The sequence below is a fragment of the Cytobacillus sp. GQ23 genome (genome assembly GCF_059758675.1).
The window spans coordinates 62,405-86,610 of the sequence record NZ_JCAXER010000014.1 but is presented as its reverse complement, the minus strand read 5'-3'; the positions used below and the strand labels follow the sequence as shown (position 1 = coordinate 86,610).

Sequence of the window (24,206 nt, the reverse complement as noted above, 5' to 3'; positions counted from 1 at the left end):
CCCAGCAGGTGCAGTAGGGTTGCTGTTTTTTTATTTCGGATATTTGGTGGTGTTGCAGGTGAAACATTGGGACTTATTTTTGGCGCCATATAAACAGGCGGTTGAAGAGCTTAAAATAAAGCTAAAAGGCATGAGAAGCCAATTTGAAATGGATTCTTCCCATTCTCCGATTGAATTTGTTACCGGGAGGGTAAAGCCTATTGCCAGCATTTTAGATAAGGCAAATCAAAAAGGCATACCACTCGACAGATTGGAATCGGAAATGCAGGATATAGCCGGTGTAAGAATGATGTGCCAGTTTGTTGATGATATTAAAAAAGTGGTTGAATTATTAAGACAAAGAAATGATTTTGAAATAGTTGAAGAAAGAGACTATATATCTCATAAAAAAGCAAGCGGTTACCGGTCTTACCATGTCGTGATCCGGTATCCTGTTCAGACAATCAAAGGAGAGAAGAAAATCCTTGCCGAGATACAGATCCGGACGCTTGCCATGAATTTCTGGGCCACGGTTGAACACTCCCTGAATTACAAATATAAGGGCCAATTCCCTGAAGATATTAAGATGAGGCTTCAGCGGGCGGCAGAAGCTGCTTTCAGGCTTGATGAAGAAATGTCTCTTATTCGCGGTGAAATACAGGATGCCCAGGCATTCTTTACAAGAAAAAAGGAAAAGCAGCAAAAGGGAGAAAACTAACAGTATAAAAAGAGGAGCTTGGATAAGATGAAATTTGCCATTACCTCAAAAGGAGATTCAAAATCAAATACACTCATGCACAAAATGAGAACCTATTTATTGGACTTCGAGCTTACATATGATGAAGAAGAGCCTGATATAGTCATATCGGTAGGCGGGGATGGCACTTTACTCTATGCCTTTCACCGATACAGCAGCCGCTTGGACAAGACCGCGTTTGTAGGCATACACACAGGTCACCTTGGCTTTTATGCTGACTGGGTGCCGGAGGAAATCGAAAAGCTTGTCATTGCAATTGCCAAAACCCCTTATCAGGTGATTGAATATCCGCTCCTGGAAGTGATTATCCGCTACCAGCATGGCGGGAAAGAAACCCGTTATCTTGCATTAAATGAATCTACGGTCAAGGCGGTAGAGGGTACCTTAGTTATGGATGTGGAAATACGCGGCCAGCATTTTGAGCGGTTCCGCGGAGATGGCCTGTGCGTTTCCACACCATCAGGAAGTACAGCTTATAATAAGGCGCTGGGAGGGGCTATTCTGCACCCTTCCTTGCCTGCCATCCAGCTGGCTGAAATGGCTTCCATCAATAATAAGGTTTTCCGAACAGTGGGCTCCCCGCTTGTATTACCGGCCCATCATACATGCATGCTGAAGCCTGTGAATGAACCGGATTTTCAGATTACGATTGATCATTTGACGCTTCTTCATAAAGATGTAAAGTCAATACAATTCAGAGTGGCAGATGAGAAGATCCGTTTTGCCAGGTTCAGGCCATTTCCATTTTGGAAAAGGGTCCACGATTCTTTTGTTGCTGATTGAAGAAAGGTCACCAGCTGACAGAACAGGAGCCATAGCTCATGGAGCGTTTTGTATTACATTGGAAAATTACAGCCCGTCAGGCGGGCTTGTTAATCAGAGACTTTTTAAAAGACAATCATATTTCGAAAACTGCACTGACAGATATAAAATTCGCAGGCGGCTTCATTCGAGTGAATAGTCAGGAAGTCAATGTCCGATATGTGTTAAAGGAGGGGGATGACCTTCAGGTTGGATTCCCTGAAGAAGTTCCGAGTGAAGGCATGAAGGGGGAAAACTTGCCCCTGGATATTCGCTATGAAGATGATTATCTTCTTGTGGTAAATAAACCGGCAGGTGTGAGTTCCATTCCTTCCCGAGAACATCCTTCAGGAAGTCTGGCCAATGGGCTGATTGGATATTATCAGCGGATCGGCTTAAAGTCTGCAGCCCATATTGTGACACGTCTTGATAGAGATACATCTGGCCTGGTTCTGATTGCCAAACACAGGCATGTACATCATTTGTTCAGCTGGCAGCAGCGCTCACGAAAAATTCATCGCTTGTATGAAGCAATTGCAGAGAGTTCAATATGCCAGGATAAAGGAACAATAGAGCAGCCGATTGCCAGAAAAAAAGACAGTATAATTGAGCGGGAAGTCAGTGCGGAAGGCCAATATGCATGTACACATTATCAGGTCATCAGCCGGCATAATGAATTTACGCATGTAAAACTGAAACTTGATACCGGCAGAACTCATCAGATAAGAGTGCATTTGGCCTGGCTTGGTTACCCTCTTGCGGGTGACGAATTATATGGTGGAACAAGACTTTTCATCAAGAGGCAGGCACTGCACTGCTGCAGTCTTTCCTTCGAACATCCCTTCCTGGACAAAACCCTTGAATTTGAACAACAGCTTCCTGGAGACATGAATTGCCTTTTATAAAATGCCGGCCTTTGCCGGCCTTTTTTAGTTATACCTTTCTGAATTTCTCTTCCACATAAGGCATGCGGGACTGGACAGATTGAAATTGCATTTCCGGATATCTAAGCGCGGTTAATTTATTGCCAAATACAGCACCAGTATCAATATTATAAGTGTTATTTACTATCCTAACTTCCTTAATGGGAGTATGGCCGTAGACGATTACGGAGTCACCCATATATTCCTTCGCCCAATCCCGTCTTACAGGTGTGCCGTCAGGATTTTCTTCTCCTGTAATATCACCATACAGTACAAAGGTTTTTACTTTTGACGAGTGTTTCCCAATATAGCTTTCTTTAATTCCAGCATGGGCGAATACCAACTTGCCGTTATCGAGTACATGATATAAAGGTGCGTTTTCATATAGCTCCATAAATTTTTGTCTGACTTCCTCCTGTGAGCGGGAAGACAGCTTTTCATATTCAGCGACAGTCGTTTCAAGTCCGTGTGTAATTTGTACTTTATTTCCTAAAAAGAAGCGGTAGAGCTTATTGCAATGATTGCCTGGGACATAGTAACCCAAGTTGTTTACTGCAAGGTTATATACTGCTTCAATGACTGCAAGCGACTCCGGGCCTCTGTCAGTCAGGTCTCCCACAAAGGCCAGTTTTCTGCCGCTTGGATGGACAGGAAATCCTTTTTTCCAGCTATAGTCCAGTTTTAATGTAAGCTCTTTAAATTCAGCAAAGCAGCCATGGATATCACCGATAATATCTAGTCTCATTTTTAATGCTCCTTTAAAGTTCTACTGTTATCATATCTATTTTCATAATATTTATCATATCGCATTATTTTTCAAGCAGGATATAAAGCTTTAACGATTTTAAAGTTCAAGAATGGGGAAATTAAATTTACAAAATGCTCAGAGACGACAAAAAAACAAAGTTTTGCTAGTATAGGGAAGTACATTTTCCTGTTATCCAACAGAGTATGGATGGCTAATGGAATGAGAGGAGGTTAATTAATTGGAAGGTCATACAGAGGAAAAATCAGCTTCCCACATCAATGCCAGTCTTTTAATCCAATCTTTACAAAATGAAGAAATTGATACCTTCAGGAATGAATTTCTTGATATGCACCCATATGATCAGGCTTCATTTTTTAAAGATCTGGATGAGGATATTCGTGCAAAAATTTATCTTTATCTATCTCCTGAAGAAATGGCAGCACTTTTTGAAAATCTGGAGATTGAAGAAGAAGATTATAAAGACGTACTTGCTGAGATGAGCCCCCATTATGCAGCAGATATGCTTTCAGAAATGTATGCCGATGATGCGGTTGATGTTTTAAATGAACTTGATAAAGATCAGGTTGTCAGCTATTTAACAATTATGGATGATGAATCGGCAAAAGAAATTAAGGATTTGCTTCATTACGAAGAATATACAGCAGGAAGTATTATGACAACAGAGTTTGTTTCACTTTCAGCCAATCAGACTGTTCGTTCTGCTATGTATATCTTAAAGAATGAAGCGCCAAGGGCAGAAACCATTTATTATGTATACGTTGTGAATGACGAAAAAAAGCTTATAGGCGTCATTTCATTAAGGGACTTAATAGTAAGTGACGATGATGTGATGATTTCGGAAATAACAAATGACAGAGTCGTTTCGGTTTCAGTGGGAGAAGATCAGGAAGAAGTTGCGAGAAAAATTAAGGACTATAACTTTCTGGCTGTTCCGGTTGTAGATTTTCAAAACCATTTGCTGGGCATTATCACCGTTGATGATGTCATGGATGTTATGGAAGAAGAAGCATCCGATGACTACTCTAAATTGGCTGCTGTTTCGGATATGGATCATATTGACCGGAATCCAATTTCCGCTGCGCGTAAACGGTTGCCCTGGCTTATCATCCTGCTGTTTTTGGGTATGTTAACTGCAAGCCTGATCGGCAGGTTTGAGGGCACTTTGAATAAGGTGGCCATACTGGCTGTATTCATTCCTCTTATTGCCGGGATGGCTGGTAATACCGGAACTCAGGCATTAGCTGTTGCTGTAAGGGGAATTGCGACAGGAGACCTGGAGAAAGAAAATAAATGGAAACTGGTGATTAGAGAAGCCGGTACTGGATTCATTAATGGAAGCATTTGCGGTATCCTGGTTACTTTCATTGTGTACTTCTGGAAAGGGAACTTCTTTCTGGGGATTTTAGTTGGCATTTCAATTTTGTTTACATTAATCGTAGCGACCCTTGCCGGTGCGCTGATTCCTTTATTAATGCACAGGATGAAAATAGATCCGGCAGTAGCGTCAGGTCCATTTATTACTACCATCAACGATCTAATCAGTATTTTAATTTATTTTGGAATGGCGACATTATTTATGAGCTATTTAACAGGCTAAGGGGGTTATATTATGGAACATGGGGCATCGGTAGCATCGCTTGTCATCGTTATTCTAGCTGCTTTTATAACACCGATAATACTGCACCGTCTAAAGGTTAGTTTTATTCCCGTAGTGGTTGCTGAGATTCTTATTGGTTTAGTTATTGGTAAAAGCGGCTTTGATATTGTCCATGAGGATATGTGGCTGGAAACTCTCTCGACACTGGGATTTATATTTTTAATGTTCCTGAGCGGACTGGAGATTGACTTTACAGCTTTCTCTTCGGCAAAGAAGAGAGAAAAGCTTCCCAACGGTAAACTGGAACCAAATTCATTTGCGGTGTCATCAATTATTTTTGCAGGGATATTTTTTGTTTCATTAGGGCTTTCTTATTTATTTGTCTGGGCAGGATTTATTGATAATGCCTTTTTAATGACTTTAATTATTTCAACCATATCTCTGGGAGTCGTGGTTCCGACACTCAAGGAAGCACATTTAATGAAAACAGTCATTGGCCAAATTATTCTATTAATCGCGGTTATTGCGGATTTGGCTACAATGATTCTTCTGGCTGTATTTGTTTCCTTAAATGATAAAGGGGGAGGAAATACATGGCTGCTTCTCATTTTATTTGGAGTAGGCGTATTGCTATACTTCCTGGGCAGAAGGTTTAAGAACCTTAATTTCCTAGAAGCGATGTCGACAGGGACTGTTCAGATTGGAACAAGAGCAGTATTTGCACTAATTATTTTCCTTGTGGCATTATCAGAAACAGTCGGGGCAGAGAATATATTAGGTGCATTCCTTGCCGGGGTTCTCGTGTCGCTGCTTGCTCCAAATCAGGAAATGATCCATAAGCTTGATTCTTTCGGATACGGCTTTCTTATCCCGATTTTCTTTGTAATGGTTGGGGTAGAGCTGGACGTATGGACTTTGTTTGGAGATCCGAAGATGCTTATGCTTATCCCATTGCTTCTGATTGCTCTTCTGCTGTCAAAGCTGATCCCGATTTATATTCTAAAGAAATGGTATGACATCAAAACAGTATTTGCCTCAGGCTTTCTGTTAACGTCAACTCTTTCTCTTGTTATTGCAGCAGCAACAATAGGTGAAAGAATGGGTGTTATTACTGCAGAAATGAGCGGTACATTGATCCTAGTTGCTGTCATCACAAGTATATTCACACCTGTTGTCTTTAAAAAGCTATTCCCTCAGGAAGCTGCCGAGGAGAAGAAGCTTAAAGTGGCATTTATTGGTGCTAACCAAATGACAATGCCGATCTATAATGAGCTTAAGTCATCCCTTTACGAGCCAGCTTTATATCATAAGAAGCAGGAAAAGGCGGAAAAGCAGATAGCTGACTCTCTGTTTGATATTATAGAAGTTGATGAATTTGTTATGGAACATTTTGAAGGCACAGAGGTTTTTGATTCGGATATTGTTGTCATCTCCACAGGGGATGAAGAGACCAATGCTACACTTTCCATTGCTTTTAAAGATATGGGAGTGGAACGGGTCATTTGCCGAATGGAAAGCCCTGATATGGAAGAAACGCTTCGGGAACATGACATTGAATTGTTTTCAACTATTCTTTCATCGAAGGCGCTCCTTCGTGCATTAATCGAGTCACCTAGTGTGGTGAACATCTTAACGAACCAGGAGACAGCTTTATATGAAATCCGATTAAAGAATGAGCAGTTCGAAGGCATGATGCTTCGGAGATTTCCGTTTACAGGGGATGTTATATTCGTCCGGATATTCAGGGGGAAAGATTCCATTGTTCCGCACGGAGATACTGAACTTCATGTAAATGACCGCTTGATTGTTACGGGATCTAAGGAATATGTTGATGAATTAAAACGGGAACTCGAATTTTGTGAATGGTGTTAGAATCTGATTGCATATTCTTGCCGAAAAAACCCTACGATAACAATAGGATTTTTTCGGCTTTTCTTTTGAGCAGAATTGATGTACAATTAGCACTAGGTACTAATAACATGTAACAATAAATCAGGAGGATATATTATGACTCTTTCTTTAAATGGAAAAACATTCGTCGTAATGGGTGTAGCTAATAAAAGAAGCATTGCATGGGGAATTGCCAAATCCCTTCATGATGCTGGTGCGCGTTTAATCTTTACATATGCGGGCGAAAGACTGGAGAAAAGTGTACGTGAATTGGCTGAATCATTGGAGGATGCCCAATCATTGGTTCTTCCGTGTGATGTAACAAGCGATGAAGACATAGCGAAGTGTTTCAGCACAATTAAGGAGGAAGCCGGTGTAATTCATGGCATTGCCCATTGCATCGCCTTTGCCCATAAGGAAGAACTTCAGGGAGAATATATGAACACAACAAGAGATGGATTCCTGCTGGCTCATAATATCAGTTCTTATTCCCTGACGGCCATTGCAAAGGAAGCCAGGGGACTAATGACAGAAGGCGGAAGCATTGTGACTCTCACATACCTAGGCGGTGAAAAGGTTGTGAAAAATTATAATGTTATGGGTGTAGCAAAAGCCTCCCTTGATGCAAGCGTTAAATATTTGGCTAATGACCTTGGAAAGGATGGGATTAGGGTTAATTCTATTTCAGCCGGCCCAATCAGGACCCTTTCTGCTAAAGGCATAAGCGAATTTAATACGATCCTGAAGGAAATTGAGGAAAAAGCTCCGCTTCGCAAAACCACAACGCCTGAAGAAGTTGGAGATACTGCTCTGTTCTTATTCAGCAGCCTGTCCAGAGGAATAACGGGTGAAAATATTCATGTAGATTCCGGTTATCATATCCTTTAATGAAATTGTCCGCTCCAATGTGAGCGGGCTTTTTTATTTTCCTTAGAAACGAAAGCCCATTATCTGCATACATATAATACGACGAAACATTAAGATAGCGGAGGTGGCAAAAAGTGACGGAGAAGAGAGAAAGGGAGCCGTTATTCTATATACAGCAGCCGAATTTTCAAATTCCTGAAAACAGGATGCAAACAATCTATTCCAGCAGAAAAGCAGAGCAGGAATGCAAACAGAAACAAAATTCCAATTTATTGGAATTGGCTGGTCCTAAAGAGGAACAAAAAGTACCTCAAGAAGTAATTGAAAATACTGCAGAGCGAGCAGATGTGCAGGGAGCTATTGAAGAGTTTGAATCGGGGAGAGAAGAGAAAAAAGGTGTATCCTTTGCCTTTACGGCAGAAAAAAGAAAACCATCTTTTAATCGGGTAAAAAGGTTTAAGGAAATGGACACACTTGAACGCCTGGATTACTTAATTGATTTCCCAAAACAGCTTCCGCCCATACCATGCATATTTGAAACCGAGGAAAAGGCGATAAGAGGCTTTCTGATTTCAAAGAATGATGAATGGATCGAGGTCAAGTTATTTGATGACAGGGTTGAAAAATTAAATGTTCTATCCTTAAAGGCAGTCAAAATGATCGGCCTGAGAAGGTAGATTTGAATACGAAAGCAGGCAGGCAAAAAAATAGCCAGCCGAATGTTCGGCTGGCCTCGTTTAATTAGTCTTCGCAAATATCAAGGTCAACATCTGCAATACATTGAACTGCGCAGAAGCAAGTTAAGTCAACTGTTACACAGTCATCTGTACTGCGGAAGTAGTCAACTTCGCAAACCTTTTTCAAGTCGATGCAGCAGTCTTCAACAAGGTTTACTGTTTTATCAGGGCCAGATATTCTGTTAACTGGCTCAAGAACGCGAAGCACTGCACAGCAGTTATCAAAGACTTCTTCTACTCTAAAGAAGATTGATACACAAGCACAGTCATTTCCTGTAAAGAAAGCATGGAATGGTGACCCGTCCGCAGTTTTTAATGTGAATACGCGTGTATCTGGACGCTTATGGCGCTTTCTGCCAGAGGGAGATATAGTTCCAAGCGGCTCCAGGAAACAGTTTGAAGGGCATTCGCACACATCTTCTGCGTTATCTTGAATATCTTTTATAGCACGAAGTACTTCACATACACAGCTTTTGCCTTTGAAGTCGTCTTTTTTTCCACAACCCATTTTTGTTTTCCTCCTTGTTTGTTTCTTGTGGTCTACACTACTAACATATTGCCGAAGTGCCCTATGGGTTACGGACAAACGCCTTGTTTTTTCAAAAAATAGGCTATTTTTTAATAATTGAGGTGAAAAAAATGGACATAACACCTATGGAGCTGCTTATATTGGCTCTTGCGTCCTTTAGGCTGACCAGACTGATTGTGTATGATAAAATTACAGGATTTTTGCGCAGGCCTTTTCTAAAAGAAGTGGAAGAGACAAATGAAAACGGAGAAATAGAAGTTTATTGGGTAGTAAGAGAAGGAAGAGTCAGGAGCTTTTTTGGAGAGCTATTAAGCTGTTATTGGTGTACTGGTGTGTGGAGTGCCATATTTTTATATGCTTCCTATTACTTGTATGCAGCTTTTGCGGCTCCGGTGCTGGTTATTTTAGCGGTTGCAGGCCTTGCTGCCATTATAGAAACTTTTGTGCAAAAGCTGATTGATTAGCATATCTATTTATATTTTATGTGGGCATTTGTTTTACACAAGCTCCTGAGGCTCAGCATAAATTAATTTGAGGAAAATTACTGGTAATGGAGGGCCTCATCGATGTTAAATAAGCATAATAATCAGCCATCGGAAAAATCAGAGCCGGTCACCAAGAAAAAGAAAAAGAAAAAGGGATGCGGCTGCGGAAAAAAACGATAATATACTTGAAGCCGGTTTTTCCGGCTTTTTTTATTTGCTCTTTTTTGGGAAAAATAGGATGGATATTATTGTTCATAAAACCAAAACATTTCGAGACAATATAATTAAAGACTCTACATAGGAAGGGACTATTATGAAACAGAAACTGTTATTGTTTATTGTATTTTCAATGGTCTTATTGCCAGGCTGCAGCGGGGATGGAGAGGTAACGGAAAGTGACCTTGCACTCCTCAAAACGACTAATCCTCCTGCTGTATTAATTGATAAAAATACAAAAAAAAATTTGGATCTAGTCCAAAAAATTGAGCATGACGTGGAAAAAATGAAAGAACTTTATGATGTTGCAGTAGTTAAAAGCAATGGAGATACACTAGTTGCTTACAAAGTTAAGCACTTGCAGCGATTCCACATGAAGAAAATTGAGAAAGAGATGACAAAAATGCTTGAAGAAAAATACCCGGATGAAAACTTCATTGTTTCTAGCGATTATAAAATCTTTATAGAAGCAGTAGAACTTCAGGAAAAAATGAAAGATCCAAACTTTACAGATAAAAAAGCAAAAAAGAAACTTGATAAAATCATTAAACTTAAAAATGAAATGACATAGAAGGGAACATGGGTATGAGTAATAAGGCAAATAAAACACCGGAACAGATGAAATATGAGAAACTTGAGCAAAAACATGAGCTTAAACGCCCGGTACTGAAAAATTGCATCCATGCTTTCTGGGTGGGCGGGCTCATCTGTGTTGTTGGACAGGCAATAACGTATTTTTATATCTATTTCTTTAATTTCACCGAACAGACAGCCGGAAATCCAACTGTTGCTACCATGATTTTTATTTCTATGCTGCTGACAGGCTTTGGCGTATATGACCGTTTAGGCCAGTTTGCCGGTGCTGGCAGCGCGGTTCCTGTAACAGGTTTCGGAAATGCTGTGATTTCAGCTGCTATCGAGCATCGAACGGAAGGTTTTGTACTGGGTGTAGGCGGGAACATGTTTAAACTCGCTGGATCAGTTATTCTTTTTGGAGTCTTTGCGGCTTTTGTGGTAGCCCTGATAAAAACGCTATTAATTATATGGGGGGTTATTTAATGCTTAAGGGAAAACAATCCTGGGTCTTTCAAAATCTCCCGGTAATTGCAGCATCCGGTGTTTCAGGCGGGCCTTTTGAGGCAAATGGCAATTTATCGGAGGATTTTGATGTTCTCCATGATGACTTATGGATGGGCGAAGATTCTTATGAGAAAGCACACAGGGTCCTCTTGGAAGAAGCGGGACAAACGGCCTTAAATAAAGCAAATGTTCAAAAGGAAGATGTTCATTTTTATATTGCTGGAGATTTAATTAATCAGATAACTCCCTCTAGTTTAAGTGCAAGAACGATTCAAATCCCTTATTTTGGCGTTTTTGGAGCGTGTTCAACTTCAATGGAAGGACTTGCTCTTGCATCCTTTATTGTCAATTACGGAGGGGCTGATTACGTTTTAACAGGAGCTTCGAGCCATAATGCTGCTGTTGAAAAGCAATTTAGGTACCCGACAGAGTACGGAGGCCAAAAGCCTCCTACAGCCCAATGGACAGTAACTGGTGCAGGTGCTGCTCTGATATCCGCGAAAGCAGCTGGTCCCAATTTGCCGGTTACCACATCTGCTACAATTGGCAAAGTAATTGACATGGGTCTGACAGACCCTTTTAATATGGGAGGGGCCATGGCGCCAGCTGCAGCAGATACCATTACGGCACACTTCAAAGATATGCAGCTCGATCCATCACATTACGATCTGATTGTTACAGGAGATCTAGGAAGAATTGGCCAGGAAACTACCTATGAGCTGCTCTTAAATAATGGCCTGAAAATAGATAGAGAGAAATTTAAAGATTGCGGATTAATGATATATAAAGAAGATCAGCCGGTCCAATCTGGAGGGAGTGGTGCAGGGTGCTCAGCTGCTGTTCTTTACGGGCATCTTTTGAATCAAATGAAGCAGGGGGCTTACAGAAGAATCCTTGTGGTCGCTACAGGTGCGCTATTATCGCCTTTGACATTCCAGCAGAGTGAAAGTATTCCCTGCATTGCCCATGCTGTTTCTATAGAAATGACTTAGAGGAGGAATTTGTATGCTGCCTATGTTTTTTTGGGCGTTTGTAATTGGAGGCTTATTCTGTGTATTTGGCCAAATATTGTTTGATGTTTTTAAGCTGACCCCAGGCCATACACTAAGTCTTCTAGTAGTAATAGGAGCTGTTCTGGATGGTGTGGGGCTTTATGAGCCACTTGCGGACTTTGCCGGAGCTGGCGCGACCATACCGATAACCAGCTTTGGCAATTCCCTTGTCCATGGAGCCCTTCAGGAGGCTGACCAGCATGGACTTGTCGGCGTCTTGACCGGAATGTTCGAAGTAACGAGCTCCGGTATCTCAGCAGCAATTATTTTCGGCTTTATTGGTGCATTAATTTTCAAGCCAAAAGGCTAAATCATACAGGGAATTCTCTAAACTAATATGAACAAGCCCCTTATCCAATCCGAATGAATAAACTAAGCCTTTCTTGGGAGCTTGCCCATACACCATGCTTCTCTATCTCATATTGTGTAAGGAGAAATTGAAGTGAGGTGAGAGGCATGGGCTATGGCTATGGAGGCTGCGGATATGGCGGGGGCTATGGTAATACGTTTGTTTTAATCGTCGTCCTATTCATTTTACTAATTATTGTCGGAGCAAGTTTCTACAACTAAATTGTAAAGAGCTGACTCAGAACCGGCAGCAGGTTTTGTGTCGGCTTTTTTGCATATCATGTACATAAATGACACGTTTTCCGCCCACCTTCATAAGATATAAAGGAGTAAATGAAGGAGCGTGATTGAGCAGGATGGATAACAACTTTTTTAAGAACCTCGAAAAGAAAACAGGTGTTAATATGAAGGATGTATTTGAACTGGCCGGCTCATTGCAGAATGCAAATTTCAAAGATGAAAAAACAGTAAGAAATGTAATCAAGAGAGTTTCGCAAATTGCAAATAAACCTGTTTCAAAAGATATGGAAGATAAGATTGTAAAATCCATCGTTGCTGATGGAAAACAGCTTGATTTCAATACAATTTCCCAGATGATGAATAAAAAATAACAGAAGGGCCTGGCCGGGTAAAAGCCAGGTCTTCTGTTTATTTTTTCCCTTTGCTCCTGCTGCTTCTTGTGATGGGGGCAAGAAACCTTGATGAATAAGCCTTCCGTCCACGCCTTTTTTCTGGCACGGATATATACAAGTCCTTTTTGGCCCTTGTTACGGCAACATACATTAACCTTCGTTCTTCCTCAAGCGGCGCCGACTCTCCAGAACGGTAAGCTTCCAGCGCATGATCATGCGGCAGGTTTCCTTCTACTGCACCAGCCACATATACCACATTATATTCCAGCCCTTTTGCACGGTGGATAGTGCTCAGTGTAACGGCATTATCATTATTTCTATTCAGGCGCTTAATCTCCTTGTTCATGGCTCTCATATGTTCAGTATGCTCCAGAAATTCTTTAAGAGACTGGAAATTACGGGCAGCGACCTTCAAATCTTTTATATCATCAGAGCCTTTATCCATTTTATTTCCTTCATTGCCCCGTTTTTTTAAAAAGTCCTGGAATCCCAATTCTTTTTCAACCGTTTCAATAGCGGCAATGGGACAATGACCTGAGATTGATCTAATAACAGGGATCGCTTTTTTTAATTTGCTTTCCTGAAAAGCAAAGCCTGTTTTAATAAACTTCAGGCTTTCAAGCAGTGAGCAATCCTGTAAGATACTTTCTGCTTTAATATCCTGAAGGACGGATTGCTTAACAAACAGAGATGGAAGCGCATCTTTTAAGCTATTCTGGTCCTCCTCATTTAACGATAGCTTTAGAAAAGCAAGCATGCTTCGAACAATAAAACGGTCATAAAATGATTCGGCATCATGATCTAACTTGAAAGGAAGGCTGGAGTTGGCCAGCCGCTCGAAAATGGCTCTGCTCCCGGTATGAGTACGGAATAAAACTGCAAAATCCCTCGGCTCATACCCTTCTTCAATTTTTTCCTGGATATCAGTCAGGATCATTGTAGCTTCTTCCTCCTCGTCATATGGAAAAAAGAGGAATGGATGCTGTCCACCGGAAAATTGAGCATTCATGCTCTTGGGACGCCTATATTTATTCTGAGAAATAATTTGATTTGCTGCTGAAACAATCTCATGAGCAGAGCGATAGTTCTGGCTTAATGTTATTACCTTAGCGCTAGGGAAGTCTTTTTCGAAATCTAAAAGATATTGGGGATCACTTCCCCTGAAGGCATAAATCGATTGATCATCGTCCCCAACTGCACAAACATTTTTTGTTTTGTCAGACAGCATTTTCATAAGCTCATATTGAACATTATTAATATCCTGGAACTCGTCAATTAGGAAATAATGAAAGCGATTTTGATATTGTTCCAAAACCCTAGGTTCGTTCAGAAAAAGGGCATGGCAGCTAGTGAGCATATCATCAAAATCAAATATTTCTCTTTTTCTTTTTATTTGTTCATACCTTTGATAAAGAATAGCTGCTTGTTCCTCCCATTCATTCTTTGGGTGAACTTTTCCAGGTGTGATAAGGGAATTTTTCCAAAAGCTGATTTGCTGGAGGGCAAGGTCAAAGGCAAATTCCTTTTCATCGAGCTTTAAGTCTCTGCTGGATTCTTTAATAATCTGTTCCCGCTGCCATTCTTTATTAAGGAGCTTGCCAGATGCCCATTTTTCCGGATTGTGGAAAGAAAGTATCCGATAAAATAAGCTGTGAAAAGTGCCTGAAACGATTTGCCTGACCTTTCGGGCGTCCATTCCGGGATATTGGGTAAGGCGCTCCTTCATTTCAGCTGCAGCCTTAGCTGTAAAGGTAACAAGCATAATTGACTTAGGATCGATATTTTTCTCGCGAAGCATGAATGCAGTTCGTGTTGTCAGCACACGGGTTTTGCCGCTGCCTGCACCTGCCAGAACAAGCAATGGCCCATCCAGGTGAGACACTGCCGCTGCCTGCTGCTGATCCAAAAAGACCCCTGCTTCTGAAAGAGACTTTAGGTATTCATCAGGAAAATTGGGACTGTCAGTGCCTTCCTGGATATAGGGGGGGATATTTTTTACTTGCTGGGCCTTTTTAAAGGCTGAATGGGCTTCAATCACTTCAGCTGTAGCTATTGATCTTGATACAGGGATTTTAAATCCGTTTCTTTCTATATATTCTGCAGTCTCAGTCATGACTGGTTCCGGGTCAAGATGCATATCTTTGCACGTATTGCTGTTTTTCTGAATATGATAAAAATGAGGTTCATCAAGAATTCCCAAATACAAACGGACAGCAGCGCCACAATCAGGGCAGTACAGCTTTCCTTTTTTTCCTTCTTCATAAATATGCTGAAAACTTTCTCTGTTCAATTGTTCCAGATTCACAGTTTTATTATGCAGCTTTGCTGTTTTCATTAAAAATACCCCATTATATATAAATTGCCGAGTTTAACAATATGACTTTTCTTTTTAAATAGCTTTTTTCGTATCGTTTGTTGCTATTTGTATTATATTTACTGAGTTGATTGTGGCAGGTGTGCGAGATCCTCGAAAATGCATGCGCATTTTCTTCGTGCGGTGTGTACTTAATGAAGCTTATCCAACGTCCTGCGGAAGTTGTGGGACAGGTGAGACCGCGCAGACGCATAGCATCGAGGAGGCTCACCGCCTGCCCAGGGAACGCTTGAGCATCCCTTCGCGCAATCAACGGGCACCATTGATAAGCGGAAATCAACAATTTATACGAAAAGAGCCTTTTAGATATAAGCCAAACTTAATCATAACAAACCGATTGAGGATTCTAAAGTGCTTTTCTGTTTAAAAATTCATGGAAACGGGTACATAAAATCCAATACAATTTCGTATCCTCTTAATAATTAGATAAAATACATAATCGAAAGGGGAGTTTTAATGGGCTACATTCTACCGGTAACTTCATATCAATATAAACAGTATGCAGAAAGAAAGAATAGCACAAAGTATGACCCATTTCGGTTCGTTCCAGTTGCCAGGATATCCGCACAATCTAATCCAAAAGCTTTCCATCAAGCACTTCCCCTGGATGTACAAAGAAGGTTTCCTAAATCAAATACTCAAGAACAGGCTGAAAAAACGCGGACTGATGGGAAAAAAGCAGACGATATATATGGAGACCTGACAGGAAAAGGTCGGTTTATTAGTGAATGTATATGAAAAAGGAGGGGCTTAGTACGTTTGCACGTGCAAAGCCTCTCCTTTTTTCCATTCGGCGTACAAAACATCTTTGATACCGTTCGCTCCGAATTTTTTTATTTCATTCTTTAGGATTGTTTCGTCCCAATTAATGCTTTTAAGATTATCCCAAACCACCTCTCCATCTAAAATTAATGTTACAGACAGTTCAGGATTATTTAGTGGAAGATTTAAATCTTGAATGGTTGGTGTCGAGTAGAGCGCTTTTTTTAAAGCGCTGATTGTTCCATCTGTTTCCAGAATGGCATATTCACATTCCCTTATTGAAAAAACATCCTTTGCCCGGAGGAGGTGCTGCAGCTGATTGATATCAAGGTGATTTTTCTTCAGTTCTTCAAAAATAATTTTCCCTTTTTTTATTACTATTGAAGGTTCACCCTCAAGTAGCTTGCGTGCCCGTTTAAATTTCTGGGTAAGCGTTTCTGTTGCGTAAATGAGGGTACCCCATACTGTAACAGCAAAGAAAATCTCGGGAATTCCAGTCTCCTGATCGTACAGAGCATTGCCAACGAGCTCACCTAATACGATGGCGGAGATAAAATCAAAAGGAGTAATCTGTGTGATCTGGGTTTTGCCCAGGAGTTTCGCCATTATAAATAAGAAAAAATAGCCTATCACAAGTACACTGAGGATATGTAAATATTCCATTCAAACCACTCCTTAGAATGCTATATCCTGAATAGTGTTTGCAGAAAGTCCCTAAATTATTGCATGTAAGTTTTAAGTGCTTCTAACAATTCGGCCTGAGATTAGGCATTTAAAAAAGCTCCTGCCATCAGGGCAGGAGCTTGTCCGCTATATCGTCTTCTTCATTGTACGGTGGGGGATTCCTGCATCCATAAATTCTTCTGAGATTACCTGGTAGCCCAGCTTTTCATAAAAAGGAATGGCTTGGGTCTGGGCATTTAACTTTAAAGCAGGCAGTCCTTGTTTCCTGGCAAGTTCTTCAATTTTATCCATAATTGCTTTTCCGGATCCACTTTTGCGGTGCTCCTTCAATACACAAATTCTTTCTACTTTGCCATTGCCGTCAACGGTGCGAAACCTTCCGGCACCTGCGGGAATACCCTTATTATATAGTACAAAATGGACTGCTTCGTCCTCGAATTGATCGATCTCTTCTTCCAGGGGAACATTTTGCTCGCCGACAAAAACTTGTTTCCTTATTGAGAAGGCATCTTGCATTTCTTGTTCTGATGATACCACCTTAACTTCCATTACACTATTCCTTTCCTAGCCTGAATGTTTCATAAACGGTCCAAGATCCGTTTTCCAGCTGATACAGAAGATGAAAACGATCTACAATCTCCTCGTGATTTACAGGCTGCATTCTTAAGCTCCCATATACATCTGAATGCTCATCATTGGAGAGTTTTTGCCCAATGGTAATATGGGGAACAAAATTATACTCAGGTGTTTCTCCGCTAATATGATCATTCAGTTCTACATGTAACTCTTCGAGCTGGGATGAAGGTTCAATTTTGAAATAAATGACATTGTTGACTGGCTGGAATGAGCTGATTTTTGATGCGTTAATTTGAAACGGTTCGTGTTTTTTAGCTATTTCATAAAGTGTTTCTGTCAATTGCTTTATTTCTTCTTCAGTCGCTTCGAAGAGCGATCTTAAAGTTATATGCGGAGAAATTAAAGCATAATGAGGATCATACCGCTTTCTATAAGAATTGGCCAAATCCTGCAGCTTTTTTGACGGGAAAATAACGATGCCGTAATTAGTCTCCATACAACAACCTCCATGTTTCTTAATTTTTTTATAATTGGCAGGTTAAACAATAAATGAAAAACACTTTGTTGAATCATTATAGCAAATTTTCTAAATTCATTATATAATTATACCTTTTTTCATAATAAAAAGCAGTGAGCTTAGGGAATCTTTTTATTGAGGAAGAGTAGTTCTTTTCACTCAATTCTAAGTTAAAACATAAACTTTAACGCTCTTTTTAAATCCGGCTGCCAGTATGTCCAAGTATGATCTCCATCGAATTCCTCATAGAAGTAAGGAAATTGCTTTTGCTTTAACAAATTGGAAAGTTCCCGATTTGGAGTTAGAAAATCTTTCTCATCGCCACCAGTAGTTTTTACAGATGTCTCGCCTTTCCCGATTACATGATAAATATTAAGAAGGTGGGGCTGCGTAAATTCCTCTACTGCTTCTGTAACAGAATTATCAACATAAGGTGATTGAAGAATTAACCTTCCGAATGTATTAGGATATTGAAGGGCTGCCATTAAGGAAACAGTAGCAGCAAGGGAATCTCCCATAAGGGCTCGTCCCATTCCCATTTGATAAGTAGGGAATTCACGGTCAAGGTATGGAACCAGTTCATGTGCAAGAAAACGGATATATGCATTATGCTGTTCACCGTCCGGATGATATTTCTTCCATCTGTCCTTTACGTTTTTATAGGGAACTCCAACAATAATGATATTTTCGATTTCTTTACAATCTAATAATTCATCTGCGACCCGTCCGACTCTTCCCATCTGGAAGTAGTCTTTACCGTCTTGGGCTATAACAACAGTGTATTTATATAAAGGTGAAAAGGAAGCGGGCAAATAAATGAGCAATTCAACTTCTTCACCCAGTTCTTTGCTTTGAATTGTTATATCCTGTATTGATCCTCTAGGGTAATCCATATTGGTCTTATCCTCCGTTTAGTCTTTATGTAAGAGTTTACATGATGATTTTATCATATATATATAGGAATTGCTTTTTACTTGCATTATCATTCATAGACAGAGTGCAATTTAATGGAGTATGTAAATTTCTTTTTTTTAAAAGGTAATTAGGGATCATTTAACAATTCTGATAAGTTTTATGTTAGTATATAATAGAGAATTTTCTAAATATAAAAGGGGGAAACAGGATGAAAAAGAGAAGTATGTTTCTAGCTACAGCTCTGCTGTTAGCACTATCTATGGTTCTTGCAGCCTGCGGCGGCGGAAAAGATGAAGGCGGCGGTGATAAAGAAGGCGGCGCAGACAAGCCTAAGTTCATGAGCATCGTGACTGGTGGAACAGGCGGTACATACTATCCGCTGGGCGGATCATTCGCTGAGATTATTTCTGATGCTACAGGCATTGATACAAATGCTGAAGTTTCAGGTGCATCTGCAGAGAACATGAACACACTGAAAGACGGCAATGCTGAGATTGCTTTCTCTCAAACAGATATTGCGTCATATGCGCAAGAAGGAAAGTTAATGTTTGAAGGTGCAGCTGTGGATAATGTGAGTGCAATCGGCACGCTTTATCCTGAAACGATCCAGATCGTTACTACTGCAAAATCTGGCATTAAATCTGTTGAAGACTTAAAAGGCAAAAAGGTTTCAATCGGAGCACCTGGTTCAGGAACAGCTGCGAATGCAGAACAAATTCTTGAAGTGCATGGAATCAAATTGGATGACATTCAAAAGCAGGATCTTTCTTTTGATGAGTCAACTGCCGGAATCCAGGATGGCAATATTGATGCAGCATTCGTTACAGCAGGAACTCCTACAGGTGCTGTTGAAGGACTTTCTGCAACTGAAGATGTTGTGATCGTTCCGATTGAACAGGATAAAATTGATGCACTAATCGAAAAATATCCTTACTATGTACAGGACGAAGTGCCATCTGGAACATATAAGCTTGCAGAAGCTGCGCCGACAGTGGCAGTGCAGGCAATGCTTGTTGTTTCAAATGACCTTTCAGAGGATGTAGTTTACGATGTTACGAAAGCAATTTTTGAGAACCTTGATAAAGTTACACATGCCAAAGGAAAAATGATTAAGGCTGAAAATGCTGTTAAAGGTACTGGCATTGAACTGCATCCAGGTGCTAAAAAGTACTTTGACGAAAAAGGCTTTAAAGCTGAATAATGTTTCACTAACATAATCAGAGGATGAAATTTGGCCGGCTGTAAAACCTGTTAGGGTTATTGCGCCGGTCAATTAATTTTAATATCAAACAGCGTTGACATGTAAAAACTGTCAATACTTTTTAGGTGGAGTTTCCATGTGTTTTCAAAAGCGGGGGATTAGAAAACTGAGCCTGGTAATCCTTATAGTCATTACCATCGCAATCATTTTTTTCATTCCCATTAAGCAGGCAGTTGTTTTCGAGTATCAAAACAAAGGAAATGTGATTGCTTACTTTCCGCTTAATGAAGGAAGTGTTTTTAAAATAAAGTATACCCATTCCATCCACCTTTCAGATGTTGTAGAAAGCTATACCATAACTGAGGATGGCAATATTAATTTGTTTGAACTCATGTATGAAGACTTTTCGATCGGTATGCCTGAGAATGCTTCAGAAGGAGAGATATTCGAGCAAAAGGATGGCAAATATTATATTAAGAATATGAAAAGGGTACTTCCTTCATTTGATTTAAGACTGGGGAAGGTGAAGGCAAATCACAGGTTAATTTTCAAAGACAAAGAATACGTCCTTTCCAATTATATTGAACCCGGCACATGGGTACGAATTAAGGCAAAAAAAATAAACTTATTCGAAGGTGTGAAAGGAGTGAATATCCTTGGAACATAAAGGGGAAACATTATCTCTCGAGGAACAGCAAAAATTACTTGAAAAATATGATCCTGAGGCAGGTACAAGGAAATTAGGAGGATTATTGGGCTGGATTGTCTTTTTGGGGCTTCTGGCATTTTCTCTGTTCCATTTATATACTGGGGTATTCGGGATGCTTACAGCTCAGCTGCAGCGTTCGATTCATTTAGGTTTTGCTTTGGCCCTAATATTTCTATTATTCCCTGCAAGAAAAAAAGACAGAGGCCGAAATCATAAAGTTGCCTGGTACGACATAATTTTAGCTATACTGGGTGTTGCGGTAGGAGCTTATTGGCCGCTTTTTATTGATGAAATAGTCATGAGGGCAGGGCGTTTGACTGAAATAGATTTTTATGTAGGATTAGCAGCAGTGCTTTTAGTATTGGAAGCGACCAGGCGAGCGGTTGGACTTCCAATAACCATTATTGCTGTTGTTTTTCTTGCCTATGCGATTTTTGGGCCATATATGCCGGCATTTTTGGCGCACCGCGGTCTGGATTTAGAGAGATTGGTGCAGACCATGTTCTTTACAACGGAGGGAATCCTGGGTACTCCTTTAGGTGTATCTGCTACGTTTATATTTTTATTCTTGTTATTTGGATCATTCCTTGTAAAAACCGGGGTAGGGCAGTATTTTAATGATTTGGCTGTTTCTATCGCTGGAAAGAGAACTGGCGGACCGGCGAAGGTTGCCATTTTCTCAAGTGCACTACAGGGAACAATAAGCGGAAGTTCTGTAGCTAACGTAGTAACTTCAGGATCTTTTACCATCCCAATGATGAAAAAGCTTGGCTACAAGAAAGAATTCGCTGGCGCAGTTGAAGCCACTGCATCAACCGGCGGCCAGATAATGCCGCCGATAATGGGTGCTGCTGCATTCCTGATGGTTGAGTTTATTGGCGGCGGTATTACATATTGGGATATTGCTAAGGCTGCTGCAATTCCGGCGCTCCTGTATTTTGCAGGGGTCTGGATCATGACTCACTTCGAAGCAAAGCGTGTAGGCCTTAGAGGTCTGAAAGACGAAGAGATGCCTAACCGTAAAGAAGTAATGAAAAAGATTTATCTGCTGCTGCCTATTTTGGCAGTTATCATCCTGCTTATGAGCGGAATGAGTGTAATACGTGCTGCACTCTGGTCAATTGTCATTACGGTTGCAGTAAGTATGATCAGCAAGGAAACACGTATTGGATTCAGAGATGCTATCGATGCTTTAGTTGATGGTGCACGTACGGCTTTGGGCGTTGCTGCAGCCACAGCTGCAGCAGGTATTATTGTTGGGGTAGTTGTAAAGACAGGTCTTGGATTAAAGATGGCGAATGGCCTTCTTGATCTTTCCGGCGGGCTGTTAATCCCGACTTTGATGCTGACAATGATTGCAGCAATTATCCTTGGAATGGGTTCGCCAACAACAGCAAACTATGTTATTACATCAACAATAGCCGCCCCGGCAATTATTCTACTGGGCGTACCTGATTTATCTGCACACTTATTTGTTTTCTACTTCGGTATTATAGCAGATGTCACACCTCCAGTTGCTCTGGCAGCATTTGCGGCGGCTGGTGTATCCGGTGGAGATCCGATAAAGACTGGAGTAACAGCCTCCAAGCTTGCCATCGGGGCTTTTATTATTCCATATATGTTTGTACTTTCACCGGAGTTATTGATGATTGATACCACCTGGTATTACTTAATCTGGGTAGTATTCACCGCTTTGGCAGGTATGATGGCCATAGGCGCTGGCGTAATAGGCTACTGGCTGCGAAAGCTGAATATTCTTGAAAGACTGCTTGGAATTGCAGGGGGGCTGCTGCTTATTTACCCTGAAGGGGTTTCTGATATTGTAGGTTTAGGTATCTTTATCCTGTTGATTGCATTGCAGGTTTTCATGAAAAAAGATGATCAGGCTAAGCCGCAAACAGCTTAACCTAATAAAAAGGCTAACAGGCTCGAGCCGGGCAGTTCCAAATTTAAAATAATATTATAGCAAAAAGGAAGGATGCTCCTATGAGATCCTTCCTTTTTTCATCTGGTATGGTCTGTCAGGCACCTTGGCCGCTATGGCCGATAGAAAGTGTGGCACTGACGTAATTTTCTTCGCTGCTCGTTAATAGAACAGTAAAGGTACCGGGTTCATCCCCCTCATATACTTCTTCACTGAGGGTTTCTTTTAATAGTTCGCTTTTATACTCAATGATTTCACGGTGGTTATTATCATCTTTAACTCTGTTAACTTCCTCAGCATCTTTCGGAATCCTTTTTTCGATAAATGCAAGAACCTCTTCATTGCTCATTTCTTTTTCCATATCCTCAAATTGCAGTTCAACGTTAACTGCACGATGGGTCTGAAACTCTACCAGCAAACTGTCTCCATTAAAGCGGGCTATTTCCTCGTTGTTTTTATTTTCGCCATAAGCCTCTGTGAAAAGATCTCGAGAGTCTCCTAAGCCAACTTCTTCAGTGATTCTTTTGTTCTCTTTCGATGCTTCCTTCGTTTCTGCCCGCTGTTCTTCAGTAGAAGGGTTGTTTTTGTCTTCCTTCTCTACAATTTGCTCTTCAGTCTGATTACAGCCTGCCAATAAAAGGGAGCCTGCAAACAAAGCAGTAATGAATGATTTTGATTTCATAAAATCCATCCTTTCCAAACCATGCAGAATTTTAGGGTCCAATCCCAGTTAGAGAATATATACCCCAAAGGGAGCTGGATAATCGGGAAGGGGGCATAATAAAAAGGCGTACTTCTTCTGTGAAATACAGCCTTGATGAATATATTGAATTGTCCTTTAGCTGATCTGGCGAGCCTGCTTTTCAGGTAAAATGGACATGATATGATTTAAATTAAAGATTCGCATCTGTTTTCTATATAAACAATAGGCTAAAATCGTGCTGCCTCGAAGTTCTTTGATTAATATTTTTCTTTGCGTAAATGAATTGCGTTTGGAGTGGTAAATGATTTCCACAGGTTTTCTCTCTTCCATAGCTCGATAAAGAATTCCTTTCATAGAGAAATCCCTCCTTACTTTTATTTACATTATAAACGAACGTGTGTTCTTAATCAAGAGAAATACGAAAATTTGTTCGCTTAAAAAAAGACTTCACAAATGAAGTCTTTTAAATAATTTTTAATCCCTTATCTTTTAAGTGATTTAGAAAAGCAGTTCCATATTGTATGGCATAGCCTAAAAAGATGGCTACAATTAATGTACCCAATCCTACAGGGCCGCCTAAGAGAAGGCCAAGGGCTAATGCTAGAAATTCATTAATGATACGAGCTGATTTTATGCTGATATTGAGCCTTTTGGCAGTGGCGATCATTAAACCATCAATTGGGCCGCTGAATAATTGCGGTCGGATATAGATAGATACCCCGAAGCCCAGAAGAATAATACCAGTGAAGAAGGCAAATATCTGATAGGGAAGTTGTGTAACTGTGAAGCCGCTAAAAACAATCTCCATCCAAAAATCAATCCCCAGACTCGCTAATATGGTACCAATGAATGATTTAAACTGCGGTTTTTCCCAGGTCAGTAAGGCATTGAAAAATATAAGGGATGCAGTGACCAGGAATGACCATGTTCCGATGGTCAGACCGAACTGATTAAAAAGTCCAACATAAACAGTGTCCCAGGCACCTGCACCAATATTGGATAAAATGATTAATGAGACACCGAGAGTGAGAATTAAATAACCTGCAATTATTTGAATAAATGTAGTATGTTTTATCATGTTGATCCTCCCTAGTACATATTACAGCATTTAAATAATTCCTCAAGGGGAAGATTACATCCATTAAGTGCCATTTGCATAGAAAAACAGCTCCCGATATA

Annotated in this window: 28 protein-coding genes; 18 read left to right on the top strand and 10 right to left on the bottom strand. The window is 40.5% G+C overall.

From position 1 onward, the window contains the following. The first annotated feature begins 58 nt into the window (after positions 1 to 58). From yjbM to AC6CHU_RS13315, 3 genes are read left to right on the top strand one after another with little or no spacing between them, the layout of a single operon-like run. The gene (gene yjbM / locus AC6CHU_RS13325; RefSeq protein ID WP_159868872.1) at positions 59 to 697 is read left to right on the top strand and encodes a GTP diphosphokinase; all 639 of its coding nucleotides are present in this window, start codon (positions 59 to 61) and stop codon (positions 695 to 697) included. Positions 698 to 724: 27 nt separating this feature from the next. Beyond that, entirely contained in the window at positions 725 to 1,519 is a 795-nt protein-coding gene (locus AC6CHU_RS13320; protein WP_009331194.1) for an NAD kinase, read from the top strand. A 38-nt stretch (positions 1,520 to 1,557) separates the two neighbouring features. Then, a complete protein-coding gene (locus AC6CHU_RS13315; RefSeq protein WP_498122038.1) occupies positions 1,558 to 2,442 on the top strand; it encodes an RluA family pseudouridine synthase in 885 nt (294 codons plus the stop codon). A 28-nt stretch (positions 2,443 to 2,470) separates the two neighbouring features. Here AC6CHU_RS13315 and prpE read toward each other — a convergent pair whose 3' ends face one another. Next, on the bottom strand, positions 2,471 to 3,205 hold the full coding sequence (gene prpE, locus AC6CHU_RS13310; protein ID WP_498122036.1) for a bis(5'-nucleosyl)-tetraphosphatase PrpE: 735 nt from the start codon (positions 3,203 to 3,205) through the stop codon (positions 2,471 to 2,473). 241 nt (positions 3,206 to 3,446) lie between these two features. On the opposite strand from prpE, the gene mgtE reads away from it, so the two are divergent. The 4 genes from mgtE (at position 3,447) to AC6CHU_RS13290 (ending at position 8,260) form a co-directional block, all read left to right on the top strand. Next, positions 3,447 to 4,826 carry a magnesium transporter gene (gene mgtE / locus AC6CHU_RS13305; protein ID WP_498122034.1) on the top strand — a complete coding sequence of 460 codons (1,380 nt, stop codon included), beginning with the start codon at positions 3,447 to 3,449 and terminating at the stop codon, positions 4,824 to 4,826. Between the two features lie 12 nt (positions 4,827 to 4,838). Further along, positions 4,839 to 6,698, top strand: coding sequence for a monovalent cation:proton antiporter family protein (locus AC6CHU_RS13300; protein WP_498122032.1), 1,860 nt, complete (start codon positions 4,839 to 4,841; stop codon positions 6,696 to 6,698). 135 nt (positions 6,699 to 6,833) lie between these two features. After that, entirely contained in the window at positions 6,834 to 7,604 is a 771-nt protein-coding gene (fabI, locus tag AC6CHU_RS13295) for an enoyl-ACP reductase FabI (protein ID WP_159868713.1), read from the top strand. A 113-nt stretch (positions 7,605 to 7,717) separates the two neighbouring features. Beyond that, complete coding sequence (locus AC6CHU_RS13290) at positions 7,718 to 8,260, top strand: CotO family spore coat protein (protein WP_498122030.1); 543 nt, start codon at positions 7,718 to 7,720, stop codon at positions 8,258 to 8,260. Between the two features lie 64 nt (positions 8,261 to 8,324). Here AC6CHU_RS13290 and AC6CHU_RS13285 read toward each other — a convergent pair whose 3' ends face one another. Further along, the gene (locus tag AC6CHU_RS13285; protein ID WP_159868707.1) at positions 8,325 to 8,828 is read right to left on the bottom strand and encodes a CotY/CotZ family spore coat protein; all 504 of its coding nucleotides are present in this window, start codon (positions 8,826 to 8,828) and stop codon (positions 8,325 to 8,327) included. A 131-nt stretch (positions 8,829 to 8,959) separates the two neighbouring features. Here AC6CHU_RS13285 and AC6CHU_RS13280 point away from each other — a divergent pair, with 131 nt between their 5' ends. The 7 genes from AC6CHU_RS13280 (at position 8,960) to spoVIF (ending at position 12,641) form a co-directional block, all read left to right on the top strand. After that, positions 8,960 to 9,313: a DUF1360 domain-containing protein gene (locus tag AC6CHU_RS13280; protein ID WP_159868704.1), complete on the top strand. Its 354-nt coding sequence runs from the start codon at positions 8,960 to 8,962 to the stop codon at positions 9,311 to 9,313. 334 nt (positions 9,314 to 9,647) lie between these two features. Beyond that, a complete protein-coding gene (locus AC6CHU_RS13275; protein ID WP_159868701.1) occupies positions 9,648 to 10,121 on the top strand; it encodes a YhcN/YlaJ family sporulation lipoprotein in 474 nt (157 codons plus the stop codon). Positions 10,122 to 10,135: 14 nt separating this feature from the next. After that, a complete protein-coding gene (gene spoVAC / locus AC6CHU_RS13270; RefSeq protein WP_159868698.1) occupies positions 10,136 to 10,609 on the top strand; it encodes a stage V sporulation protein AC in 474 nt (157 codons plus the stop codon). Continuing rightward, complete coding sequence (gene spoVAD, locus AC6CHU_RS13265) at positions 10,609 to 11,622, top strand: stage V sporulation protein AD (RefSeq protein ID WP_159868695.1); 1,014 nt, start codon at positions 10,609 to 10,611, stop codon at positions 11,620 to 11,622. Before spoVAC ends, spoVAD begins: the two co-directional genes overlap by 1 nt. 13 nt (positions 11,623 to 11,635) lie before the next feature. Further along, complete coding sequence (gene spoVAE, locus AC6CHU_RS13260) at positions 11,636 to 11,992, top strand: stage V sporulation protein AE (RefSeq protein ID WP_159868692.1); 357 nt, start codon at positions 11,636 to 11,638, stop codon at positions 11,990 to 11,992. A gap of 146 nt (positions 11,993 to 12,138) precedes the next feature. Then, positions 12,139 to 12,252 carry a YjcZ family sporulation protein gene (locus tag AC6CHU_RS13255; protein WP_019381501.1) on the top strand — a complete coding sequence of 38 codons (114 nt, stop codon included), beginning with the start codon at positions 12,139 to 12,141 and terminating at the stop codon, positions 12,250 to 12,252. Positions 12,253 to 12,386: 134 nt separating this feature from the next. Then, complete coding sequence (gene spoVIF / locus AC6CHU_RS13250) at positions 12,387 to 12,641, top strand: sporulation-specific transcription regulator SpoVIF (RefSeq protein WP_159868869.1); 255 nt, start codon at positions 12,387 to 12,389, stop codon at positions 12,639 to 12,641. Between the two features lie 37 nt (positions 12,642 to 12,678). On the opposite strand, the gene AC6CHU_RS13245 is transcribed toward spoVIF, so the two are convergent. Next, positions 12,679 to 14,997 (bottom strand): UvrD-helicase domain-containing protein, encoded by a 2,319-nt coding sequence (locus AC6CHU_RS13245; protein WP_498122027.1) that lies wholly within the window; start codon positions 14,995 to 14,997, stop codon positions 12,679 to 12,681. A 495-nt stretch (positions 14,998 to 15,492) separates the two neighbouring features. Here AC6CHU_RS13245 and AC6CHU_RS13240 point away from each other — a divergent pair, with 495 nt between their 5' ends. Continuing rightward, positions 15,493 to 15,774, top strand: coding sequence for a hypothetical protein (locus AC6CHU_RS13240; RefSeq protein ID WP_159868686.1), 282 nt, complete (start codon positions 15,493 to 15,495; stop codon positions 15,772 to 15,774). A gap of 12 nt (positions 15,775 to 15,786) precedes the next feature. On the opposite strand, the gene AC6CHU_RS13235 is transcribed toward AC6CHU_RS13240, so the two are convergent. The 4 genes from AC6CHU_RS13235 to AC6CHU_RS13220 all read right to left on the bottom strand — a co-directional run bounded on the left by AC6CHU_RS13235 (position 15,787) and on the right by AC6CHU_RS13220 (position 18,468). Then, positions 15,787 to 16,461 carry a DUF421 domain-containing protein gene (locus AC6CHU_RS13235; protein WP_159868683.1) on the bottom strand — a complete coding sequence of 225 codons (675 nt, stop codon included), beginning with the start codon at positions 16,459 to 16,461 and terminating at the stop codon, positions 15,787 to 15,789. Between the two features lie 147 nt (positions 16,462 to 16,608). Then, entirely contained in the window at positions 16,609 to 17,031 is a 423-nt protein-coding gene (locus tag AC6CHU_RS13230; RefSeq protein WP_159868680.1) for a GNAT family N-acetyltransferase, read from the bottom strand. A 4-nt stretch (positions 17,032 to 17,035) separates the two neighbouring features. Then, positions 17,036 to 17,554, bottom strand: a complete 519-nt coding sequence (locus AC6CHU_RS13225; protein ID WP_159868677.1) for a YjcG family protein — start codon at positions 17,552 to 17,554, stop codon at positions 17,036 to 17,038. A gap of 191 nt (positions 17,555 to 17,745) precedes the next feature. Continuing rightward, positions 17,746 to 18,468: an alpha/beta hydrolase gene (locus AC6CHU_RS13220; RefSeq protein ID WP_498122025.1), complete on the bottom strand. Its 723-nt coding sequence runs from the start codon at positions 18,466 to 18,468 to the stop codon at positions 17,746 to 17,748. Between the two features lie 230 nt (positions 18,469 to 18,698). Here AC6CHU_RS13220 and AC6CHU_RS13215 point away from each other — a divergent pair, with 230 nt between their 5' ends. The 3 genes from AC6CHU_RS13215 (at position 18,699) to AC6CHU_RS13205 (ending at position 22,306) form a co-directional block, all read left to right on the top strand. Continuing rightward, positions 18,699 to 19,691, top strand: a complete 993-nt coding sequence (locus AC6CHU_RS13215; RefSeq protein ID WP_498122023.1) for a TAXI family TRAP transporter solute-binding subunit — start codon at positions 18,699 to 18,701, stop codon at positions 19,689 to 19,691. Between the two features lie 136 nt (positions 19,692 to 19,827). Further along, positions 19,828 to 20,358, top strand: coding sequence for a DUF1850 domain-containing protein (locus AC6CHU_RS13210; protein ID WP_498122021.1), 531 nt, complete (start codon positions 19,828 to 19,830; stop codon positions 20,356 to 20,358). Then, a complete protein-coding gene (locus AC6CHU_RS13205) occupies positions 20,348 to 22,306 on the top strand; it encodes a TRAP transporter permease (protein ID WP_498122019.1) in 1,959 nt (652 codons plus the stop codon). The genes AC6CHU_RS13210 and AC6CHU_RS13205 overlap by 11 nt, the downstream gene beginning before the upstream one ends. Positions 22,307 to 22,421: 115 nt before the next feature. Here the strand turns inward: AC6CHU_RS13205 and AC6CHU_RS13200 are convergent, their stop codons facing one another. The 3 genes from AC6CHU_RS13200 to AC6CHU_RS13190 all read right to left on the bottom strand — a co-directional run bounded on the left by AC6CHU_RS13200 (position 22,422) and on the right by AC6CHU_RS13190 (position 24,105). Beyond that, positions 22,422 to 23,006 carry a hypothetical protein gene (locus AC6CHU_RS13200; RefSeq protein ID WP_498122017.1) on the bottom strand — a complete coding sequence of 195 codons (585 nt, stop codon included), beginning with the start codon at positions 23,004 to 23,006 and terminating at the stop codon, positions 22,422 to 22,424. Between the two features lie 156 nt (positions 23,007 to 23,162). Then, positions 23,163 to 23,381, bottom strand: coding sequence for a WYL domain-containing protein (locus AC6CHU_RS13195; protein WP_251170734.1), 219 nt, complete (start codon positions 23,379 to 23,381; stop codon positions 23,163 to 23,165). A 109-nt stretch (positions 23,382 to 23,490) separates the two neighbouring features. After that, positions 23,491 to 24,105: a YczE/YyaS/YitT family protein gene (locus AC6CHU_RS13190; protein ID WP_498122015.1), complete on the bottom strand. Its 615-nt coding sequence runs from the start codon at positions 24,103 to 24,105 to the stop codon at positions 23,491 to 23,493. Positions 24,106 to 24,206 lie beyond the last annotated feature (101 nt).

Coding starts and splice junctions, on each gene's coding strand:
- AC6CHU_RS13195 (WP_251170734.1), bottom strand. CDS start 23,381: ATGAAAGGAATTCTTTATCGAGCTATGGAAGAGAGAAAACCTGTGGAA.
- AC6CHU_RS13220 (WP_498122025.1), bottom strand. CDS start 18,468: ATGGATTACCCTAGAGGATCAATACAGGATATAACAATTCAAAGCAAA.
- AC6CHU_RS13210 (WP_498122021.1), top strand. CDS start 19,828: ATGTGTTTTCAAAAGCGGGGGATTAGAAAACTGAGCCTGGTAATCCTT.
- fabI (WP_159868713.1), top strand. CDS start 6,834: ATGACTCTTTCTTTAAATGGAAAAACATTCGTCGTAATGGGTGTAGCT.
- AC6CHU_RS13235 (WP_159868683.1), bottom strand. CDS start 16,461: ATGGAATATTTACATATCCTCAGTGTACTTGTGATAGGCTATTTTTTC.
- AC6CHU_RS13255 (WP_019381501.1), top strand. CDS start 12,139: ATGGGCTATGGCTATGGAGGCTGCGGATATGGCGGGGGCTATGGTAAT.
- AC6CHU_RS13190 (WP_498122015.1), bottom strand. CDS start 24,105: ATGATAAAACATACTACATTTATTCAAATAATTGCAGGTTATTTAATT.
- AC6CHU_RS13230 (WP_159868680.1), bottom strand. CDS start 17,031: ATGGAAGTTAAGGTGGTATCATCAGAACAAGAAATGCAAGATGCCTTC.
- AC6CHU_RS13200 (WP_498122017.1), bottom strand. CDS start 23,006: ATGAAATCAAAATCATTCATTACTGCTTTGTTTGCAGGCTCCCTTTTA.
- spoVAE (WP_159868692.1), top strand. CDS start 11,636: ATGCTGCCTATGTTTTTTTGGGCGTTTGTAATTGGAGGCTTATTCTGT.
- AC6CHU_RS13245 (WP_498122027.1), bottom strand. CDS start 14,997: ATGAAAACAGCAAAGCTGCATAATAAAACTGTGAATCTGGAACAATTG.
- AC6CHU_RS13285 (WP_159868707.1), bottom strand. CDS start 8,828: ATGGGTTGTGGAAAAAAAGACGACTTCAAAGGCAAAAGCTGTGTATGT.
- AC6CHU_RS13280 (WP_159868704.1), top strand. CDS start 8,960: ATGGACATAACACCTATGGAGCTGCTTATATTGGCTCTTGCGTCCTTT.
- AC6CHU_RS13300 (WP_498122032.1), top strand. CDS start 4,839: ATGGAACATGGGGCATCGGTAGCATCGCTTGTCATCGTTATTCTAGCT.
- AC6CHU_RS13275 (WP_159868701.1), top strand. CDS start 9,648: ATGAAACAGAAACTGTTATTGTTTATTGTATTTTCAATGGTCTTATTG.
- AC6CHU_RS13320 (WP_009331194.1), top strand. CDS start 725: ATGAAATTTGCCATTACCTCAAAAGGAGATTCAAAATCAAATACACTC.
- AC6CHU_RS13240 (WP_159868686.1), top strand. CDS start 15,493: ATGGGCTACATTCTACCGGTAACTTCATATCAATATAAACAGTATGCA.
- spoVAD (WP_159868695.1), top strand. CDS start 10,609: ATGCTTAAGGGAAAACAATCCTGGGTCTTTCAAAATCTCCCGGTAATT.
- spoVAC (WP_159868698.1), top strand. CDS start 10,136: ATGAGTAATAAGGCAAATAAAACACCGGAACAGATGAAATATGAGAAA.
- AC6CHU_RS13215 (WP_498122023.1), top strand. CDS start 18,699: ATGAAAAAGAGAAGTATGTTTCTAGCTACAGCTCTGCTGTTAGCACTA.
- spoVIF (WP_159868869.1), top strand. CDS start 12,387: ATGGATAACAACTTTTTTAAGAACCTCGAAAAGAAAACAGGTGTTAAT.
- AC6CHU_RS13315 (WP_498122038.1), top strand. CDS start 1,558: ATGGAGCGTTTTGTATTACATTGGAAAATTACAGCCCGTCAGGCGGGC.
- prpE (WP_498122036.1), bottom strand. CDS start 3,205: ATGAGACTAGATATTATCGGTGATATCCATGGCTGCTTTGCTGAATTT.
- AC6CHU_RS13225 (WP_159868677.1), bottom strand. CDS start 17,554: ATGGAGACTAATTACGGCATCGTTATTTTCCCGTCAAAAAAGCTGCAG.